The 19172-nt window shown below is 54.4% G+C and carries 15 protein-coding genes; 14 read left to right on the top strand and 1 reads right to left on the bottom strand.

What is annotated here, in order from left to right; translation table 11 throughout:
- Window positions 1-96 precede the first annotated feature (96 nt).
- From rplK to tuf, 10 genes are all read left to right on the top strand, one after another.
- Window positions 97-528: a 50S ribosomal protein L11 gene (gene rplK, locus ACJJIT_RS17190; RefSeq protein ID WP_252084406.1), complete on the top strand. Its 432-nt coding sequence runs from the start codon at window positions 97-99 to the stop codon at window positions 526-528.
- Window positions 529-1224, top strand: a complete 696-nt coding sequence (gene rplA / locus ACJJIT_RS17185; RefSeq protein WP_152451120.1) for a 50S ribosomal protein L1 — start codon at window positions 529-531, stop codon at window positions 1222-1224.
- A 279-nt stretch (window positions 1225-1503) separates the two neighbouring features.
- Entirely contained in the window at window positions 1504-1998 is a 495-nt protein-coding gene (gene rplJ, locus ACJJIT_RS17180) for a 50S ribosomal protein L10 (RefSeq protein ID WP_020411124.1), read from the top strand.
- A 78-nt stretch (window positions 1999-2076) separates the two neighbouring features.
- On the top strand, window positions 2077-2445 hold the full coding sequence (gene rplL, locus ACJJIT_RS17175) for a 50S ribosomal protein L7/L12 (protein ID WP_252084407.1): 369 nt from the start codon (window positions 2077-2079) through the stop codon (window positions 2443-2445).
- Between the two features lie 294 nt (window positions 2446-2739).
- Entirely contained in the window at window positions 2740-6813 is a 4074-nt protein-coding gene (gene rpoB / locus ACJJIT_RS17170) for a DNA-directed RNA polymerase subunit beta (protein WP_444887950.1), read from the top strand.
- 131 nt (window positions 6814-6944) lie between these two features.
- The gene (gene rpoC, locus ACJJIT_RS17165) at window positions 6945-11174 is read left to right on the top strand and encodes a DNA-directed RNA polymerase subunit beta' (protein WP_444899140.1); all 4230 of its coding nucleotides are present in this window, start codon (window positions 6945-6947) and stop codon (window positions 11172-11174) included.
- Between the two features lie 249 nt (window positions 11175-11423).
- Window positions 11424-11798 (top strand): 30S ribosomal protein S12, encoded by a 375-nt coding sequence (gene rpsL / locus ACJJIT_RS17160; RefSeq protein WP_067150990.1) that lies wholly within the window; start codon window positions 11424-11426, stop codon window positions 11796-11798.
- Between the two features lie 110 nt (window positions 11799-11908).
- Window positions 11909-12379 carry a 30S ribosomal protein S7 gene (rpsG, locus tag ACJJIT_RS17155; RefSeq protein ID WP_143729448.1) on the top strand — a complete coding sequence of 157 codons (471 nt, stop codon included), beginning with the start codon at window positions 11909-11911 and terminating at the stop codon, window positions 12377-12379.
- A gap of 90 nt (window positions 12380-12469) precedes the next feature.
- The gene (fusA, locus tag ACJJIT_RS17150; RefSeq protein WP_252084410.1) at window positions 12470-14575 is read left to right on the top strand and encodes an elongation factor G; all 2106 of its coding nucleotides are present in this window, start codon (window positions 12470-12472) and stop codon (window positions 14573-14575) included.
- Window positions 14576-14651: 76 nt separating this feature from the next.
- Window positions 14652-15845, top strand: a complete 1194-nt coding sequence (gene tuf, locus ACJJIT_RS17145; RefSeq protein ID WP_252084404.1) for an elongation factor Tu — start codon at window positions 14652-14654, stop codon at window positions 15843-15845.
- Window positions 15846-16523: 678 nt separating this feature from the next.
- On the opposite strand, the gene ACJJIT_RS17140 is transcribed toward tuf, so the two are convergent.
- Complete coding sequence (locus tag ACJJIT_RS17140; protein ID WP_444883681.1) at window positions 16524-17000, bottom strand: aminoacyl-tRNA deacylase; 477 nt, start codon at window positions 16998-17000, stop codon at window positions 16524-16526.
- 175 nt (window positions 17001-17175) lie between these two features.
- Between ACJJIT_RS17140 and rpsJ the strand changes: the two genes are divergently transcribed.
- From rpsJ to rplW, 4 genes are all read left to right on the top strand, one after another.
- Window positions 17176-17487, top strand: coding sequence for a 30S ribosomal protein S10 (gene rpsJ / locus ACJJIT_RS17135; protein ID WP_010133849.1), 312 nt, complete (start codon window positions 17176-17178; stop codon window positions 17485-17487).
- Window positions 17488-17598: 111 nt separating this feature from the next.
- Complete coding sequence (gene rplC, locus ACJJIT_RS17130) at window positions 17599-18234, top strand: 50S ribosomal protein L3 (RefSeq protein WP_444891417.1); 636 nt, start codon at window positions 17599-17601, stop codon at window positions 18232-18234.
- Between the two features lie 18 nt (window positions 18235-18252).
- Window positions 18253-18867 (top strand): 50S ribosomal protein L4, encoded by a 615-nt coding sequence (gene rplD / locus ACJJIT_RS17125; RefSeq protein ID WP_252084413.1) that lies wholly within the window; start codon window positions 18253-18255, stop codon window positions 18865-18867.
- The gene (rplW, locus tag ACJJIT_RS17120; RefSeq protein WP_152451143.1) at window positions 18864-19160 is read left to right on the top strand and encodes a 50S ribosomal protein L23; all 297 of its coding nucleotides are present in this window, start codon (window positions 18864-18866) and stop codon (window positions 19158-19160) included. The genes rplD and rplW overlap by 4 nt, the downstream gene beginning before the upstream one ends.
- The last annotated feature ends 12 nt before the right edge of the window (window positions 19161-19172 follow it).

Raw genomic sequence — 19172 nt, 5'->3', positions numbered from 1 at the left:
AAAATAGATTTTATTGGTCGGGGCGGGGAGCCAGTTGCAGTAACCATTAACGGTTAGGTGTAGCGGGCGTTACCACCCATCTAGAGGAGAGCTGTAATGGCTAAGAAAGTAGAAGCTTATATCAAGCTGCAAGTTAAGGCCGGTCAGGCCAACCCAAGTCCGCCCGTTGGTCCTGCACTGGGTCAGCACGGCGTGAACATCATGGAATTCTGTAAGGCGTTCAACGCCCAGACTCAAGGCCTTGAGCCGGGTCTGCCGGTGCCGGTTGTGATCTCTGTATACAGCGATCGTTCCTTCACCTTCATCATGAAGTCCCCGCCCGCCGCAGTACTGCTGCGCAAGGCCGCCAAGATCAAGAGTGGTTCCGGTCGCCCGAATACCGACAAGGTCGGTAAGGTTACCCGCGCTCAGATCGAAGAGATCGTAGAAATGAAAAAGGCTGACCTGACTGCATCAGATATGGACGCGGCCGTGCGCACAATCGCCGGTTCCGCACGCAGTGCCGGTATCGAAGTGGAGGGTCTCTAAGTGGCTAAATTGAGCAAGCGTCAGCGCGTAATCGCTGAGAAAGTTGAAGCTGGTAAAGCATACGGCATCGAAGAAGCCGTAGCTCTGCTGAAAGAGCTGTCCAACGTTAAGTTTGCAGAGACTGTAGACGCTTCTGTAAACCTGGGTATCGATCCGCGTAAATCCGACCAGGCTGTTCGCGGTGCGACCACTCTGCCGCACGGTACTGGTAAAGAAGTTCGCGTAGCTGTTTTCACCCAGGGTGCAAACGCTGATGCCGCTAAAGAAGCGGGCGCTGACCTGATCGGTATGGACGAGCTGGCTGCCGACGTTAAAGCGGGCAAGATGGACTTCGACGTAGTAATCGCTTCTCCCGATGCGATGCGCGTTGTAGGTCAGCTGGGTCAAATCCTCGGCCCGCGCGGCCTGATGCCGAACCCGAAGACTGGCACTGTAACTCCAGACGTTGCTACCGCAGTTAAAAATGCCAAAGCTGGTCAGGTGCGTTTCCGCGCTGACAAAGGCGGCATCATCCACGGTGGTATCGGCAAAGTTGCTTTCGATGCGAACTTGCTGAAAGAGAACCTGGAAGCTCTGGTAGCAGACCTGAAGAAGGCCAAGCCGGCTTCTGCAAAAGGTGTGTACCTGAAGAAGATCACCCTGAGCACCACTATGGGCCCAGGTCTGGTTATCGACCAGTCTTCCCTGAACATCTAATTGAAGCTGTGCGCTGACACTGTTGGCGCATAGTAAATCGAACTTTGGGGTCCACTTGATGCTTAGGCAGAAATGTGGGCCGTCAAAGACCGTAGGTGCCAGATGCGTTGAGGTTTAACGTGTCTGGCTTAATCCAAATCTCGGCCAGGTTGGCCGTTGAGAGGTTTGAGCCTACGCAGACGGTGTCGCCCAAACCAGTATTTTTACTGGATTTGAGCTTTATGCACCGGAACGGATCGGGCTTTAAGCCCGGTTTTTTTCAAATCCAGGAGTGACACTATGGCTATTGGACTCGAAGACAAGAAAGCGATTGTCGCAGATGTCCAGCAAGCTGCTGAGGGTGCTCTGTCTGCGGTAGTTGCGGATTCCCGCGGCGTTACCGTAAATGACATGACTGCCCTGCGCAAAGAGGCTCGCGAGAACGGCGTTTGGTTGAAAGTCGTCCGCAATACTCTGGCGCGTCGCGCTCTGGCAGGAACCGATTACGAATGTCTGACTGACAAATTCGTAGGTCCTAGCATCATTGCATTCTCTAACGAACACCCAGGTGCCGGCGCGCGCATCCTGAGCCAGTTCGCCAAGGGCAATGACAAGCTGGAACTGAAAGGTGCTGCCTTCGAAGGCGCGATCACCGACGTCGCATTGTTGGCAAGCCTGCCGACTTACGACGAGGCGATCGCCAAGCTGATGAGCGTGTTGAAAGAAGCATCTGCTGGCAAGCTGGTCCGCACTATTGCGGCCGTTCGCGACCAAAAAGAGCAGGAAGCTGCGTAATTGTATTCGCTTTAGCGAATCGCGGTTTCAAAACGAAATACGAGCAGCTACTGCTCAAACCAATTCAGGTAATGACTCATGTCTCTGACTAAAGAAGATATCATCAACGCTGTTGCCGAAATGTCTGTTAAAGACGTTGTTGAGCTGATCGAAGCAATGGAAGAGAAGTTCGGTGTAACTGCTGCAGCAGCAGTTGTAGCCGGCCCGGCTGGTGGCGAAGCTGCCGCTGAAGAGAAAGACTCTTTCGACGTAGTTCTGACTTCTGCAGGCGACAAGAAAGTGAACGTGATCAAGGTTGTTCGCGGCATCACCGGCCTGGGCTTGAAAGAAGCCAAGGCACTGGTTGACGGCGCTCCAAGCCCGCTGAAAGAAGGCGCAACCAAAGACGAAGCTGAAGCCGCTAAGAAAGAGCTGGAAGAAGCTGGCGCAACTGTAGAACTGAAGTAATTCGGTTGTTGCGATTCCCGCTATTGGTCGCCTAAAACGACACATAGCGGTAAGGCTGGTGGACTTTTGTCCGCCGGCCTTTTTGCCGTTTGCGGTACTGAGGTTTTAGCGGTGCCGGCGGTATAAAACCGTGGCAAACCTCATTTAACCATAGCGCAGTTGCGCTGCCCGAAAGCAAGCGGAGAGGTTTCTGAACAGCACAGGCAATCTGTGTTGTTCAGAGGCTTCTCGCCCGGAGGGGCTCCCGAATGGAGTCCCACGAAGTCTTGTCACTGATCAAGCTGGGGAATTTGAATGGCTTACTCATATACTGAGAAAAAACGTATCCGCAAGGATTTTGGCAAACTGCCTAAGGTCATGGATGTGCCCTTCCTGCTTGCGATACAGCTGGATTCATATCGCAATTTTACACAGGCCGACAAGCGCCCCGACGATCGCTTAGATGTCGGCCTGCAGGCGGCGTTTAAATCCGTATTTCCGATTGTCAGCTATTCAGGCAATGCCGCTCTGGAGTACGTGAGCTACACACTGGGTAAGCCCGCTTTCGATGTTAAGGAATGTACTCTGCGCGGCGTGACCTACGCCTGTCCGCTGCGTGTACGTGTGCGCCTGATTATTTACGATAAAGAGTCTGCGAATAAGTCCATTAAGGACATCAAAGAGCAGGAAGTTTACATGGGCGAAATCCCGCTCATGACCGACAACGGTACCTTTGTAATTAATGGTACTGAGCGTGTTATCGTATCCCAGCTACACCGTTCCCCGGGTGTATTTTTCGATCACGACAAAGGCAAGACCCATTCCTCCGGTAAGCTGCTGTACGCCGCGCGTGTAATTCCTTATCGTGGCTCCTGGCTGGACTTCGAATTCGATCCAAAGGACTTGGTATTCGTTCGTATCGACCGCCGCCGCAAACTGCCTGCGACAATTCTGTTGCGTGCACTGGGATATAGCTCCCAGGAAATGCTGGAGATGTTCTTCGAGACCAGCAAGTTTGAGCTGCAGGAAGACCGCGTTAGCCTGGAACTGATTCCCTCCCGCTTGCGCGGTGACGTGGCCTCTTTTGATATTAAAGATGGCCAGGGCAAGGTGATTGTGGAAGAGGGGCGTCGTATCACCCCGCGTCATATTCGCCAGCTGGAGAAAGCCGGCGTAGAAAAGCTGGACGCGCCACTGGAATACCTGTTTGGCCGTATTCTGGCTCACGATATTGTCGATGAGTCTACTGGTGAAATTGCAGTTGAGTGTAATGCTGAGATTACCGCTGAAGTAATCGCCCAGTTACGCACACTCAATATTAAGACTTTCGAAACGCTGTACACCAATGATCTAGACCGTGGACCGTTTATCTCCGATACCCTGCGTGCAGAGCCTTCCCGCACTCAGCTGGAAGCGCTGGTAGAGATCTACCGCATGATGCGCCCAGGCGAGCCGCCCACCAAGGAGTCTGCGGAATCCCTGTTTGAAAACCTGTTCTTCACCGACGAGCGCTACGATCTGTCCGCCGTTGGTCGCATGAAGTTCAATCGTCGCCTGGGCCGTGAAGACGAGACCGGCGAAGGTACCCTGAGCAAAGAAGATATCGTCGATGTACTGAAGACCTTGATCGATATCCGTAACGGCCAGGGCATGGTGGACGATATCGATCATCTGGGGAACCGCCGCGTGCGCTCCGTTGGTGAGATGGCCGAGAACCAGTTCCGCGTTGGTCTGGTACGTGTGGAGCGCGCGGTCAAAGAGCGCCTGTCCATGGCGGAGTCCGAAGGCTTGATGCCGCAGGACCTGATCAATGCCAAGCCGGTTGCCGCTGCAGTGAAGGAATTCTTCGGTTCCTCGCAGCTGTCCCAGTTTATGGACCAGAACAACCCGCTGTCGGAAGTGACTCACAAGCGTCGTGTTTCCGCACTGGGCCCAGGTGGTTTGACCCGTGAGCGCGCTGGCTTTGAGGTGCGCGACGTGCACCCGACGCACTACGGCCGCGTATGTCCGATTGAGACGCCGGAAGGACCGAACATCGGTCTGATCAACTCCCTGGCCACTTACGCTCGCGCTAACCACTACGGTTTCCTCGAGAGTGCTTATCGCAAAGTGGTTGATGGCAAGGTAACCGACGAAATCGCTTACCTGTCAGCGATCAATGAAGCAAATTACATTATTGCCCAGGCGTCTGCGGAAGTAGATGACAACGGCAACTTCATTGATGACCTGATCAGCGTGCGTCACCATGGCGAATTTACCCTGAAGGCACCGGGTGAAATCCAGTATATGGATGTTTCCGCCAAGCAGGTGGTTTCTGTCGCTGCGGCGATGATCCCGTTCCTTGAGCACGATGACGCCAACCGTGCATTGATGGGCTCGAACATGCAGCGTCAGGCGGTACCGACCCTGCGTGCTGAAAAGCCGCTAGTAGGCACCGGTATGGAGCGCACCGTAGCGCGCGACTCCGGGGTATGTGTGGTAGCCAAGCGTGGCGGTGTGATTGAGCGTGTTGATTCCAGCCGTGTGGTAGTCCGCGTGGCGGACGCTGAGGTGGAAGCCGGTGATGCAGGTGTAGATATTTATAACCTGACCAAATACATCCGCTCCAACCAGAATACCTGTATCAATCAGCGCCCGATTGTTAACACTGGTGATCGCGTAACCCGCGGCGATATCCTCGCCGATGGTCCTTCTGTAGATCTGGGTGAGCTGGCTCTTGGCCAGAATATGCGCATCGCCTTTATGCCCTGGAATGGTTACAACTTTGAGGACTCCATCCTCATTAGTGAGCGCGTTGTACAGGAAGACCGCTTCACCACTATTCACATCCAGGAACTGACCTGTATTGCCCGAGATACCAAACTGGGTAGTGAGGAGATCACTGCGGATATCCCCAATGTGGGTGAGTCTGCGCTGAATAAGTTGGACGAGTCCGGCATTGTATATATCGGGGCGGAAGTAGGTGCCGGCGATATCCTGGTCGGTAAGGTTACTCCTAAAGGCGAAGCACAGCTGACCCCAGAAGAGAAGCTGCTGCGTGCAATCTTCGGTGAAAAAGCTTCCGACGTTAAAGACACTTCCCTGCGCGCGCCCAGTGGCACCCGCGGTACCGTGATCGATGTTCAGGTGTTCACCCGTGACGGCCTGCAGAAAGATCAGCGTTCCATCGATATCGAGAAGGCGCAGCTGGATGAGGTTCGCAAGGACCTGAATGAGGAATACCGCATTGTCGAAGGCGCTACCTTTGAGCGTTTGCAGCAAGCACTGCTGGGCCAGAAGGCTGCCGGTGGTAAAGGTATCAGCAAGGGCCAGGAGCTCACCACTGAAGTACTCGCTACTCTGCCGCGTGAAGACTGGTTCAAGCTGCGCATGGAAGACGAGGGTCTCAACGAGCAGCTGGAGAAGGCAGAAGTACAGCTGAAAGAGCGTCGCAAGCTGCTCGACGAAGCCTTCGAAGACAAGAAGAAAAAACTGGAGTCCGGCGATGACCTGGCTCCGGGCGTATTGAAAATCGTTAAGGTCTACCTGGCGATCAAACGCCGCATCCAGCCGGGCGACAAGATGGCCGGTCGCCACGGTAACAAGGGGGTGATCTCTGTAATCAAGCCCGTTGAGGATATGCCCTACGACCAAAATGGTGAGCCAGTAGACATCGTTCTGAACCCACTGGGTGTTCCCTCGCGGATGAACGTTGGTCAGGTTCTGGAAATGCACCTGGGTATGGCTGCTAAAGGTCTTGGCGTCAAAATCGACAAGATGATCAAGGAGCAGCAGGAAGTCGCCAAGGTGCGCGGATTCCTGGAAGAGGTCTACAACTCCACAGGCGGTCGCAAGGAAGAACTGGATCAGTTCTCCGATCAGGAAGTCATGACCATGGCGCAGAACCTGCGTCGCGGTGTACCCATGGCTACCCCGGTATTCGACGGTGCCGATGAGAGCGAGATCAAGCAATTGCTGCGCCTCGCCGATATCCCCGATTCCGGCCAGATCACTCTGCACGACGGTCGTACCGGTGATGCTTTCGAGCGTCCGGTTACCGTGGGCTACATGTACATGCTGAAGCTGAACCACCTGGTGGACGACAAGATGCACGCGCGTTCCACTGGCTCCTACAGCCTGGTTACCCAGCAGCCGCTGGGTGGTAAGGCACAGTTCGGTGGTCAGCGTTTCGGGGAGATGGAAGTGTGGGCGCTGGAAGCCTACGGCGCCGCATACACCCTGCAGGAAATGCTCACGGTCAAATCAGACGACGTGGAAGGGCGGACCAAGATGTACAAAAACATCGTGGATTCCGACCACCGTATGGAGCCTGGCATGCCGGAGTCCTTCAACGTACTGGTTAAGGAAATCCGCTCTCTCGGTATGAACTTCGAGCTCGAGCACGAGTAAGACCGATTGGTGCAAAAGCCTGTTCGCAGGTGAATTGAGACAAGCGCCGGCACCCTGGAAGCAGTGGGGTTGCCGGCCCGCCCGGCCCGGCGTAACGGCCGGGTTGACTACCCCCTAGTGGAGGAAAGGCCTTGAAAGATTTATTAAATCTGGTGAAGTCCCAGGAGCACCTGGAAGAGTTTGATGCGATTCGTATCGGTCTGGCCTCGCCGGACATGATCCGCTCCTGGTCCTACGGCGAAGTGAAGAAGCCGGAGACCATCAACTACCGTACCTTCAAGCCTGAGCGTGAAGGCTTGTTCTGCGCCAAGATCTTCGGCCCGGTAAAAGACTACGAGTGCTTGTGCGGTAAGTACAAGCGCATGAAGCACCGCGGTATTATCTGTGAGAAGTGCGGCGTTGAGGTCACCAAAGCCAAGGTGCGCCGTGAGCGTATGGGCCACATTGAACTGGCCAGCCCGGTTGCGCATATCTGGTTCCTGAAATCCCTGCCGTCCCGTATCGGCCTGTTGCTGGATATGACCCTGCGCGATATTGAGCGCGTGCTGTACTTCGAATCCTACGTGGTAACCGAGCCCGGCATGACCACCCTGGAGCGCGGCCAGCTGCTGAACGATGAGCAGTACTTTGAGGCGATGGAAGAGTTCGCCGATGAGTTCGAAGCGAAAATGGGTGCCGAGGCAATCCAGGAATTGATGGCAGATATTGAACTGCCGGTTGAGATCCAGCGTCTGCGGGAAGAGATCCCGGCGACCAATTCCGAAACCAAGATCAAGAAACTGTCCAAGCGCCTGAAGCTGCTGGAAGCCTTCTACAAATCCGGTAACAACCCGGAGTGGATGGTAATGAAAGCTCTGCCGGTTCTGCCACCGGATCTGCGTCCGCTGGTACCGCTGGATGGTGGCCGCTTCGCGACCTCCGATCTGAACGACCTCTACCGTCGTGTGATCAACCGTAACAACCGCCTGAAGCGCCTGCTCGAGTTGAATGCGCCGGATATTATCGTGCGCAACGAAAAGCGCATGCTGCAGGAATCTGTCGATGCACTGTTGGATAACGGCCGTCGCGGCCGCGCTATCACCGGCTCCAACAAGCGCCCGCTGAAGTCCCTGGCTGACATGATTAAAGGTAAGCAGGGCCGCTTCCGTCAGAACCTGCTGGGTAAGCGTGTGGACTACTCCGGTCGTTCCGTGATCGTGGTTGGCCCGACCCTGCGCCTGCACCAGTGTGGTCTGCCCAAGAAAATGGCGTTGGAGCTATTCAAACCATTTATTTTCGGCAAGCTCGAAACTCGCGGTCTGGCCACTACCATCAAAGCCGCCAAGAAAATGGTGGAGCGCGAAGAGGCCATCGTTTGGGATATCCTCGACGAGGTGATCCGCGAGCACCCGGTACTACTCAACCGTGCACCGACCCTGCACCGTCTGGGTATTCAGGCGTTCGAGCCGGTACTGATTGAAGGTAAGGCAATCCAGCTACATCCGCTGGTTTGTGCTGCCTATAACGCCGACTTCGACGGCGACCAGATGGCGGTACACGTACCTCTGACCATCGAAGCGCAGCTAGAATCCCGCGCGCTGATGATGTCCACCAACAACATCCTGTCGCCCGCCAATGGTGAGCCGATCATCGTACCGTCCCAGGACGTGGTACTGGGCCTGTATTGGATGACCCGCGAGCGCGTCAACGATAAAGGCGAGGGCATGTCCTTCTCCGATATCAAAGAGGTGAGCCGTGCCTTTTATGCCAAGCAGGTTGGCTTACAGGCGAAGGTTAAAGTGCGTATCCGCGAAAATATTGTGGGTGAAGATGGTGAGAAACACGAAACCATCTCTGTACAGGACACCACAGTAGGCCGCGCGCTGCTGTGGAATATTGTCCCGGAAGGCCTGCCCTTCGAGCTGGTTAACCAGCCGATGAAGAAGAAGTCTATTTCCCGTGTACTGAACGAGTGCTACCGTAAGGTGGGCCTGAAGGCGACCGTTATCTTCGCCGACCAGCTGATGTACACCGGTTTTGATTTCTCTACCAAGTCCGGTTCCTCCATTGGTGTGAACGACTTCGAAATCCCGGCCGAGAAAGCTCAGTTGATCGAATCCGCGGAAGCGGAAGTGAAGGAAATTGAAAGCCAGTTTGCCTCCGGTCTGGTAACCCAGGGTGAAAAATACAACAAGGTCATTGATGTTTGGTCCCGTACCAACGATAAGGTGACCCAGGCGATGATGGCGGGCATTAAGAAAGAGCCCGTGATTGACGGAGAGGGCAAAGAGACCCAGCAAGACTCTTTCAACTCTGTTTTCATGTATGCAGACTCCGGTGCACGGGGCTCCGAAGCACAGATTCGTCAGCTTGCTGGTATGCGTGGTCTGATGGCCCGTCCAGACGGCTCCATTATCGAGAACGCCATTACCGCGAACTTCCGTGAAGGTCTGACCGTACAGCAGTACTTCATCTCGACCCACGGTGCTCGTAAAGGTCTGGCGGATACCGCACTGAAAACCGCGAACTCCGGTTATCTGACCCGTCGCCTGGTGGACGTTGCTCAGGACGTGGTAATTACCGAGCTGGATTGTGGCACTGACGACGGCCTGACCATGGCGCCGGTGATCGAGGGCGGTGACGTTATCGAATCTCTCGGTGACCGTATCCTCGGTCGTGTTGTGGCTCGCGATGTATTGAAGCCAGGCAGCGATGAAATCGCCGTTTCCGCCGGCACCATGATCGACGAGAAGTGGGTAGAGCGCATCGAAGCCATGGGTATCGATGAGGTTCTGGTTCGCTCCCCGATCACCTGTACTACTGCACACGGTATCTGTGCCCAGTGTTACGGCCGTGACCTGGCCCGAGGCCACCGCGCCAACCCGGGTGAATCTGTGGGCGTTGTTGCCGCACAGTCCATCGGTGAGCCGGGCACCCAGCTGACCATGCGTACCTTCCACATCGGTGGTGCTGCGAGCCGCGCCTCTGCTGCAGACAGCATTCAGGTGAAGCTGGGCGGTACCGTACGTCTGCACAATGTGAAGACCGTTAAGACCGAAGCTGGCAACCTGGTAGCGGTTTCCCGTTCCGGTGAATTGGCGATTGCCGATAGCGCCGGCCGCGAGCGCGAGCGCTACAAGTTGCCTTACGGTGCTGTAATCAGCGTCAACGAGGGGAGTTCGGTCGATGGTGGCCAGATCGTGGCCAAATGGGATCCGCACACCCACCCAATCATTACCGAAGTTGCGGGTTGGGTGAAACTGTCCGGTATGGAAGAGGGCCTCTCCATCCGCAAGCAGACCGATGAAATTACCGGTCTGTCCTCGATCGAAATTATCGATCCAGCCGAGCGTCCGGCGGCAGGTAAAGACCTGCGTCCGGCGGTAACTCTGTTGGATGAGAACGGTGAAGAACTGACTCTGGCCAACAGTAATGCCCCCGCGCACTACGCACTGCCGGCGCGTGCAATTCTCAGCCTGAAGAATGGTGACAAGGTGAACGTGGGTGACGTAATCGCACGTATCCCGCAGGAATCTGGCGGTACCAAGGACATCACCGGTGGTCTGCCACGTGTTGCTGACCTGTTTGAAGCGCGTAAACCGAAAGAACCGTCCATCCTGGCGGAGATCTCCGGTACCGTTTCCTTCGGTAAAGAGACCAAAGGCAAGGTGCGTCTGCAGATCACCCCGCGCGACGGCAAGCCACTGGCCAACGGTAAGGATCACTACGAGGTTCTGATTCCGAAGCACCGCCAGCTGACTGTGTTCGAAGGTGAAACTGTAGAGAAGGGCGAGGTTATCTCCGATGGCCCGTCCAACCCGCACGATATTCTGCGTCTGAAAGGCGTTGAAGAACTGGCGCGCTACATCACCAATGAGATCCAGGAAGTTTACCGTCTCCAGGGTGTAGGTATTAACGATAAGCACATCGAGACTATCGTGCGCCAGATGCTGCGCAAGGTGGAAATCCTCGAGATGGGCGATTCCAGTTTGATCAAGGGCGACCAGGTGGAATACCAGCGCGTGATCGAAGAGAACGAGCAGTTGCGCGCCGAAGGCAAACAGCCCGCTCAGTTCGAGCGCCTGTTACTGGGTATTACCAAAGCGTCTCTGGCCACTGAGTCCTTCCTGTCTGCGGCTTCGTTCCAGGAGACCACCCGCGTTCTGACCGAGGCGGCGGTTACTGGTAAAGAAGATAGCCTGCGCGGTTTGAAAGAGAACGTGGTTGTGGGCCGCTTGATTCCGGCCGGTACCGGTCTGGCCTACCACGCTGAACGCAAGCGCAAGCGCAACCTGCAGCTGGAAGAAACCTTCGGCGAAGGTCCTTCTGCAGCAGAGGTAGAAGCGGCGCTGACCGAGGCTCTCAAGTCCTCTGGTGAATAAGGCGTATCCCACTCCATCTTATGTTGGGGTGGGATAAGTCGGGGCACTTCGGTGCTCGATCTGATATTGGCGACTGTCTGTGATGTGAGCACTTACTTCCGTCGCCGATTGACTAGGCGGGTTGTCGCTTATAGAATGCGGCCCCCGCTGATGTGGGGTGTTTCGTTCGATCTCTGGGTCGACGCTACACACAGACGACAGGCCCTCACTGTTAGAGGTGGGGGCATTTTATTTTTGGAGTGATTTTTAATGGCAACGATCAACCAGTTGGTTCGTAAGCCGAGAAAACGCAAAGTCGAAAAAAGCGACGTTCCCGCTCTGCAGGCTAGCCCGCAGCGTCGTGGAGTTTGCACTCGCGTGTACACCACTACACCGAAAAAGCCGAACTCCGCACTGCGCAAAGTTTGCCGTGTGCGTCTGACCAACGGTTACGAAGTGACTTCGTACATCGGTGGTGAAGGCCACAACCTGCAGGAGCACAGCGTGGTACTGATTCGCGGCGGTCGTGTAAAAGACCTGCCGGGTGTGCGCTACCACACTGTACGCGGTGCACTTGACTGTGCCGGCGTAAACGATCGCAAGCAGGGCCGTTCTAAATACGGCGCCAAGCGTCCTAAAGGTTAATCGCCTTTAACGATTTGCGTTTCGGTTTCCAACCGGAGTAAGGCTGAGCTCGCCGGATTGTAAGGTTTTACGGCGGCGTCTCAGAATAACCCTGAAGAGAGGCAATTCCCATGCCGAGAAGACGAGTAGTCGCTAAGCGCGAAGTACTGCCCGACCCCAAGTTCGGGAACGTCACCCTAGCCAAGTTCATGAACCACGTCATGATCAGCGGCAAGAAATCAGTAGCAGAGCGCATTGTATACGGTGCCCTTGATACTATTTCTGAAAAACTGAACAAAGACCCGATCGAAGTGTTTGAAGAGTCTTTGGAAAACATCGCGCCTATGGTGGAAGTTAAATCCCGCCGTGTTGGTGGTGCGACCTATCAGGTGCCTGTAGAAGTGCGCCCCTCGCGCCGTACGGCTCTGGCAATGCGTTGGCTGGTAGAGTTCTCCCGCAAACGCGGCGAGAAGTCTATGGCTCAGCGCCTGGCCAATGAAATGATCGATGCAGCTCAGAACAAGGGCGGCGCGGTCAAGAAGCGTGAAGATGTACACCGCATGGCGGAAGCCAACAAGGCGTTCTCTCACTACCGCTTCTAAGTCTGATGATTACCAACATCGGAAATTAATACCGAAAGGCAGCACGGAAATTTCCAGGCTGCCTTTTGCCGTTATATCGAGGATACAACTGTGGCACGTAAAACGCCTATCGCACGCTACCGTAACATCGGTATCTGTGCCCACGTAGACGCCGGTAAAACCACCACTACTGAGCGCGTACTTTTCTACACTGGTCTGTCCCACAAAATTGGTGAGGTGCACGAAGGCGCCGCAACCATGGACTGGATGGAGCAGGAGCAGGAGCGTGGTATTACCATCACCTCCGCTGCAACCACCTGCTTCTGGGCTGGCATGCAGCAGCAGTTCGATCAGCACCGCGTAAACATCATCGACACCCCAGGACACGTTGACTTTACCATTGAAGTAGAGCGCTCCTTGCGCGTACTCGACGGCGCGGTTGTTGTACTGTGTGGTTCCTCTGGTGTTCAGCCGCAAACTGAAACCGTTTGGCGCCAGGCCAACAAATACCACGTGCCGCGTATGGTATTCGTGAACAAAATGGACCGCGCCGGTGCGAACTTCCGCAACGTTGTGGACCAGCTGAAAGATCGTTTGAACGCGAACGCCGTACCGCTGCAAATGACCATCGGTGCTGAGGACGAGTTTAAGGGTGTTGTTGACCTGGTGAAAATGAAGGCCATTCTGTGGAATGAAGCCGATCAGGGCATGACCTTCGACTACGCTGACATCCCCGCTGAGCTGCAGGACGAGTGCGACGAAATGCGCGAGTACCTGGTAGAAGCGGCCGCTGAAGCCAGCGAAGAGCTGATGGAAAAGTACCTGGAAGAGGGTGAGCTGACCGAAGAAGAGATCAAGGCAGCTATCCGTCAGCGTACCCTGGCCAATGAAATCGTACCGGTTCTGGGCGGCTCTGCGTTCAAGAACAAGGGCGTGCAGGCCATGCTGGACGCGGTTATCGAATACCTGCCGGCTCCGACTGAAGTAAAGGCGATCGAAGGTACTCTGGAAGACGGCGAAACCGTTGAGACTCGCGAAGCCGACGATGACGCTCCGTTCGCCGCTCTGGCGTTCAAAATTGCTACCGATCCCTTCGTTGGTACTCTGACTTTCTTCCGTGTTTACTCCGGTAAGCTGGAGAGCGGTACTGCGGTATACAACTCCGTAAAAATGAAGAAAGAGCGCGTTGGTCGTATGGTGCAGATGCACTCCAACGATCGTAAAGAGATTAAAGAAGTACTGGCGGGTGACATCGCAGCTGCGATTGGTCTGAAAGACGTGACCACTGGTGACACCCTGTGTGCCGAGAGCAACAAAATTGTTCTGGAGCGCATGGAATTCCCAGAGCCGGTAATTTCCGTAGCGGTTGAGCCCAAGTCCAAGCCTGACCAGGAAAAAATGGGTATTGCCCTCGGCAAGCTGGCCCAGGAAGACCCGTCTTTCCGCGTGAAGACCGACGAAGAAACTGGCCAGACCATTATCTCTGGTATGGGTGAGCTGCACCTGGACATCATCGTCGACCGTATGCGTCGCGAGTTCAATGTTGAAGCGAACATCGGTAAGCCTCAGGTGGCCTACCGCGAAGCGATCCGTAACACCTCTGAGATCGAAGGTAAGTTCGTTCGTCAGTCCGGTGGTCGCGGTCAGTTCGGACACGTTTGGGTGAAATTCGAGCCCGCTGAGGATGAGTCCGCAGAAGGCCTGGAATTCGTTAACGAAATCGTGGGCGGTGCAGTACCTAAGGAATATATCCCTGCGGTATCAAAAGGTATCGAAGAGCAGATGCAAAACGGTGTTCTGGCTGGCTACCCGCTGCTAGGCCTGAAAGCGACTCTGTATGACGGTTCCTACCACGATGTGGACTCCAGTGAAATGGCGTTTAAAATCGCCGGTTCTATGGCGACCAAGAAGCTCTCCTCTGTGGGTGGCGCGGTATTGCTTGAGCCGATGATGAAGGTGGAAGTAGTAACTCCAGAAGAGAACATGGGTGACGTAGTTGGCGACCTCAACCGTCGTCGCGGCCTTATTCAGGGTATGGAAGACAACCCCGCTGGTAAGGTGGTAAACGCAGAAGTGCCTCTGGCAGAGATGTTCGGTTACGCAACCGACCTGCGCTCTGCTACTCAGGGCCGTGCTACCTACACCATGGAATTCCTGAAGTACTCCGAAGCGCCGAAAAACGTTGCCGATGAGATCATCGCCAAGAACAAAGCCTAATTAACTTCTGCTCAAAGGGGGCCGGGCCAACAGCTGGGGCCCCTTTGGCAAACTTTTAGCTAGAGGACATCTAAAGATGGCAAAAGAAAAGTTTGAACGTTCCAAGCCCCACGTGAACGTGGGCACCATCGGTCACGTTGACCACGGTAAAACCACCCTGACCGCTGCTCTGACCCGCGTATGTGCGGAAGTATGGGGCGGTGACGCTGTTGCTTTTGACGGTATCGACAATGCTCCGGAAGAGCGTGAGCGCGGTATCACCATCGCTACTTCTCACGTTGAGTACGAGTCCCCGACTCGCCACTACGCGCACGTAGACTGCCCGGGACACGCCGACTACGTTAAGAACATGATCACCGGTGCTGCTCAGATGGACGGCGCTATCCTGGTATGTTCCGCTGCTGACGGCCCCATGCCGCAGACTCGTGAGCACATCCTGCTGTCCCGTCAGGTAGGTGTACCTTACATCGTTGTATTCCTGAACAAAGCGGACATGGTAGACGACGAAGAGCTGCTCGAGCTGGTAGAAATGGAAGTTCGCGAACTTCTGGATCAGTACGAGTTCCCAGGTGACGACACTCCGATCATCGTTGGTTCCGCTCTGATGGCCCTGAACGGCGAAGACGACAACGAAATGGGTACTACCGCTGTTAAGAAGCTGGTAGAAACTCTGGACGAGTACATCCCTGAGCCGGAGCGTGCAGTAGATCAGCCGTTCCTGATGCCGATCGAAGACGTATTCTCCATCTCTGGTCGTGGTACCGTAGTAACCGGTCGTGTAGAGCGTGGTGTAATCAACACTGGCGACGAAGTTGAGATCGTTGGTATTAAAGAAACCACCACCACTACCTGTACTGGTGTTGAAATGTTCCGCAAGCTGCTCGACGAAGGTCGTGCTGGTGAGAACATCGGTGCGCTGCTGCGTGGCACCAAGCGTGACGAAGTAGAGCGTGGTCAGGTACTGGCTAAGCCGGGCTCCATCACTCCGCACACCAAGTTTGAAGCGGAAGTGTACATCCTGTCCAAGGACGAAGGTGGTCGTCACACCCCGTTCTTTAAAGGCTACCGTCCTCAGTTCTACTTCCGTACTACCGACGTAACTGGTGCGGTTGAGCTGCCGGAAGGCACTGAAATGGTAATGCCGGGCGATAACATTCAAATGGTTGTTACCCTGATCGCTCCGATCGCCATGGAAGACGGCCTGCGCTTCGCTATCCGCGAAGGTGGTCGTACCGTAGGTGCGGGCGTTGTTGCCAAGATCATTGAGTAATAGTTACTTTTGATCTAAATAAAAAACCGCAGCGGACGCGCTGCGGTTTTTTTTTGCCTGATATTTTTTGTTTTTTCTCGCCATTGCAGCCTATTAAGTGTTTGTTTTAATTGGCTACTTGGAAGGGTTTTATGGATAAGTGTTTGCAAAGAAAAACCGTAAAAAAGGTTGTCGGAGAGGTTCAAGTTTAGCTTCGTAATTTATGATGAGCGTTGCTGTAGTTGTGCAATTTGATAAAGATTTATAAAGGCTTTATTTCAGAGGTATTTATTCGCGATAGCGTATTGGAGAGAGTTAAATTGGGGGTTGTTTTATCTCGTGTATAGCTTTTTGAGCGTTAGCATTTGCTGTGTTCTCATTGTGGCTCTGCAGGGCTTCAGATAGCGTAGGTGTCCTGATTTACAAGCTAAAACCTCTTCAGGGTATGTATTTGTTTTGCGTTTTGTAGAAATATTTGGGGTGGTTAAAACAAATATCCCTGTGCCCATCGATTTGCTGGTATAGCCTAGTCGCTGGGTAGGGTACTTATCTAATCTGATAGGTTGGTGGAAGAGAAATGTATGCAGTGTTTGCTGGTCAGAATCCTGTGGCTCTGGCTTGAGCAGCACCACAGGATTACATTTCTTTGTGGCGCCTTATTCAGGCTGATATTTCAAATCCTTCTGCTTCTAGGGTTGCTTATGGCCAGTCCTTACTAAGATCAGCGCTTCGACACCCGGCAAACAGTTTATTGAATTGTGGTCCATTCATTTCTACCAGTTCTTCGTGGTCACCCGCCTCAAAAAAGATTGTCTCACAGCGGCTAAGCCCACTGTCTATCAGGGTAGTAATGCCATAAGCCTGGCCGACAGGGGGTAGGGCGCCCAGCTCGCAGTCTGGGAAGACCGACCCCAGCTCATTTTCTGCAACCATCTCCAGGTCGTTGCGGCCGGTTTCAGTGTGCACTGCGCGTAGATCCAGGCTGCTGCTGGCGGGAATTACCGCCATCACGAACCCCTCCTTATCGCGCAAAAGGATTGCCTTGGCTACCTGGTCTTCGCGCACATGAGCAGCATGGGCGCTCTCTCGACTGGTGCGTGTATGGGGATGCTGTATTAGGTGGTAGTCAACTGACTGGTCATTCAAGTATTGACTTAATCTCGCAGCAATAGTCATGTCTTTACCCTCGATTTACCTAAGGTACTCCATTGTAGTTTGAGCCGATTGAAATTTGATCATGCTGTACAGTTGACAGCCTCTTGTACGCCCCGTAGAATTCGCGCTCCTTTTCGCCCGCCCTCGGGGTTGCGAGAAAGGACGTTCTTTAGTTCATAAGTTGGAGTTTGATTCCATGCAGGGTCAACGTATCCGAATTCGCCTGAAGGCCTTCGATCACAAGCTGATCGACGCGTCTACTCAGGAGATCGTAGAGACGGCTAAGCGCACTGGTGCACAAGTTCGCGGTCCTATCCCGCTGCCGACTCGCAAAGAGAAGTACACCGTACTGATTTCCCCGCACGTTAATAAAGACGCTCGCGACCAGTATGAGATCCGTACTCACAAGCGTTTGCTGGACATCGTTGAGCCTACCGAGAAAACCGTCGACGCGCTGATGAAGCTCGATCTGGCGGCCGGTGTTGAGGTCCAAATTAGTCTCGGCTAAACACTTTTAACTAACTACCGAATCCCGGGCGAAAAAGGTCTGGGTAGTGTAACGCTCTGAAATTGGGCGGCCGCAGTGGGTTAAAGCCCCGTGCACTGAGAGGTTAATAAGATGACTATAGGTATTGTCGGCCGCAAGAGCGGCATGACTCGCGTCTTCACTGAAGATGGCGTATCCATTCCGGTAACCGTTGTTGAGGTTGCTCCGAATCGCGTCACCCAGGTGAAAACTGTGGAAACCGATGGCTATACCGCTGTTCAAGTAGCAGTGGGTAACCGTAAGGCTTCCCGTGTCTCCAAGCCCGAAGCGGGCCACTTCGCCAAAGCCAATGTAGAGGCTGGCACTAATCTTTTCGAACTGCGTACTGACGCTTCCGAAGAGACTTTCGAAATCGGTTCTGAAATCACTGTAAGCAGCTTTGAAGCTGGCCAGAAGATCGACGTAACCGGCACTTCCAAGGGTAAAGGCTTCCAGGGTGGCGTTAAGCGCTGGAACTTCCGTACTCAGGACGCAACCCACGGTAACTCCCTGTCTCACCGCGCTCCCGGTTCTATCGGTCAGTGCCAGACTCCTGGCCGCGTATGGAAAGGCAAGAAAATGGCCGGACACATGGGTGCTGAGCGTGTAACCGTGCAGAACCTGGAAGTAGTTCGTGTCGATGCCGAACGCAACCTGTTGCTGGTTAAAGGCGCTGTTCCCGGTGCTCCCGGTGGCAACGTTATCGTTCGTCCGGCAGTAAAAGCCTAAGTCTGAGGGGAATTAGATATGGAACTGAATATCGCTACTCCCGAAGGCGCTAAAGGCACAGTAGCTGTCTCTGAAGTGACTTTCGGACGTGAGTTCAACCAAGATCTGGTACACCAGGCAGTTGTCGCCTACATGGCTGGCGCTCGTCAGGGTACCAAGGCGCAGAAGAACCGTTCTGATGTTTCCGGTGGTGGTAAAAAGCCCTGGCGCCAAAAAGGTACTGGCCGCGCACGTGCCGGTACTATCCGCAGCCCGCTGTGGCGCTCCGGTGGTGTAACTTTCGCCGCTGACCCGCGTGATCACAGCGTTAAGCTGAACAAAAAGATGTACCGCGCTGCACTGCGCTGCATCCTGTCTGAGCTGGCTCGTCAGGAGCGCTTGATAGTGGTTGAGTCCTTCGATGTGGACGCGCCCAAGACCAAGCAACTGGTTAGCAAACTGGCTCAGTTTGACCTGTCCGATGCGCTGATCGTGACTGAAGAGGTTAGCGAAAACCTGTACCTGGCCGCTCGCAACTTGCACAAAATCGATGTTCGTGATGTGCAGGCGATCGATCCAGTAAGCCTGATTCGCTTTGATAAGGTCGTGGTTACCGTTTCTGCGCTCAAGAAAATTGAAGAGGTGCTGGGATGAACCAAGAGCGACTCTACAAAGTACTGCTGGGCCCGGTAATTTCCGAAAAAGCTGCTGTGCTGGCCGATAGCGCCAACCAAGTAGTTTTCAAGGTTTCCACCGATGCCGAAAAAGCTGAGATCAAGGCCGCGGTTGAAAAGCTGTTTAACGTTTCTGTTGAGCAGGTTCGCACCGTGAACGTTAAAGGTAAAACCAAGCGTACCCGCTACGGCATGGGCCGTCGCAGCGATTGGAAAAAAGCCTACGTTCGCCTGGCCGAAGGCAGCGACATCAACTTTGAAGCTGCTGAGTAAAGGGGACTGTTA

The organism is Microbulbifer mixtoriginis (SeqCode) (assembly GCF_052467515.1).
The sequence above is the reverse complement of the archived record's forward strand: the minus strand, read 5'-3'. Positions and strand labels throughout refer to the sequence as shown.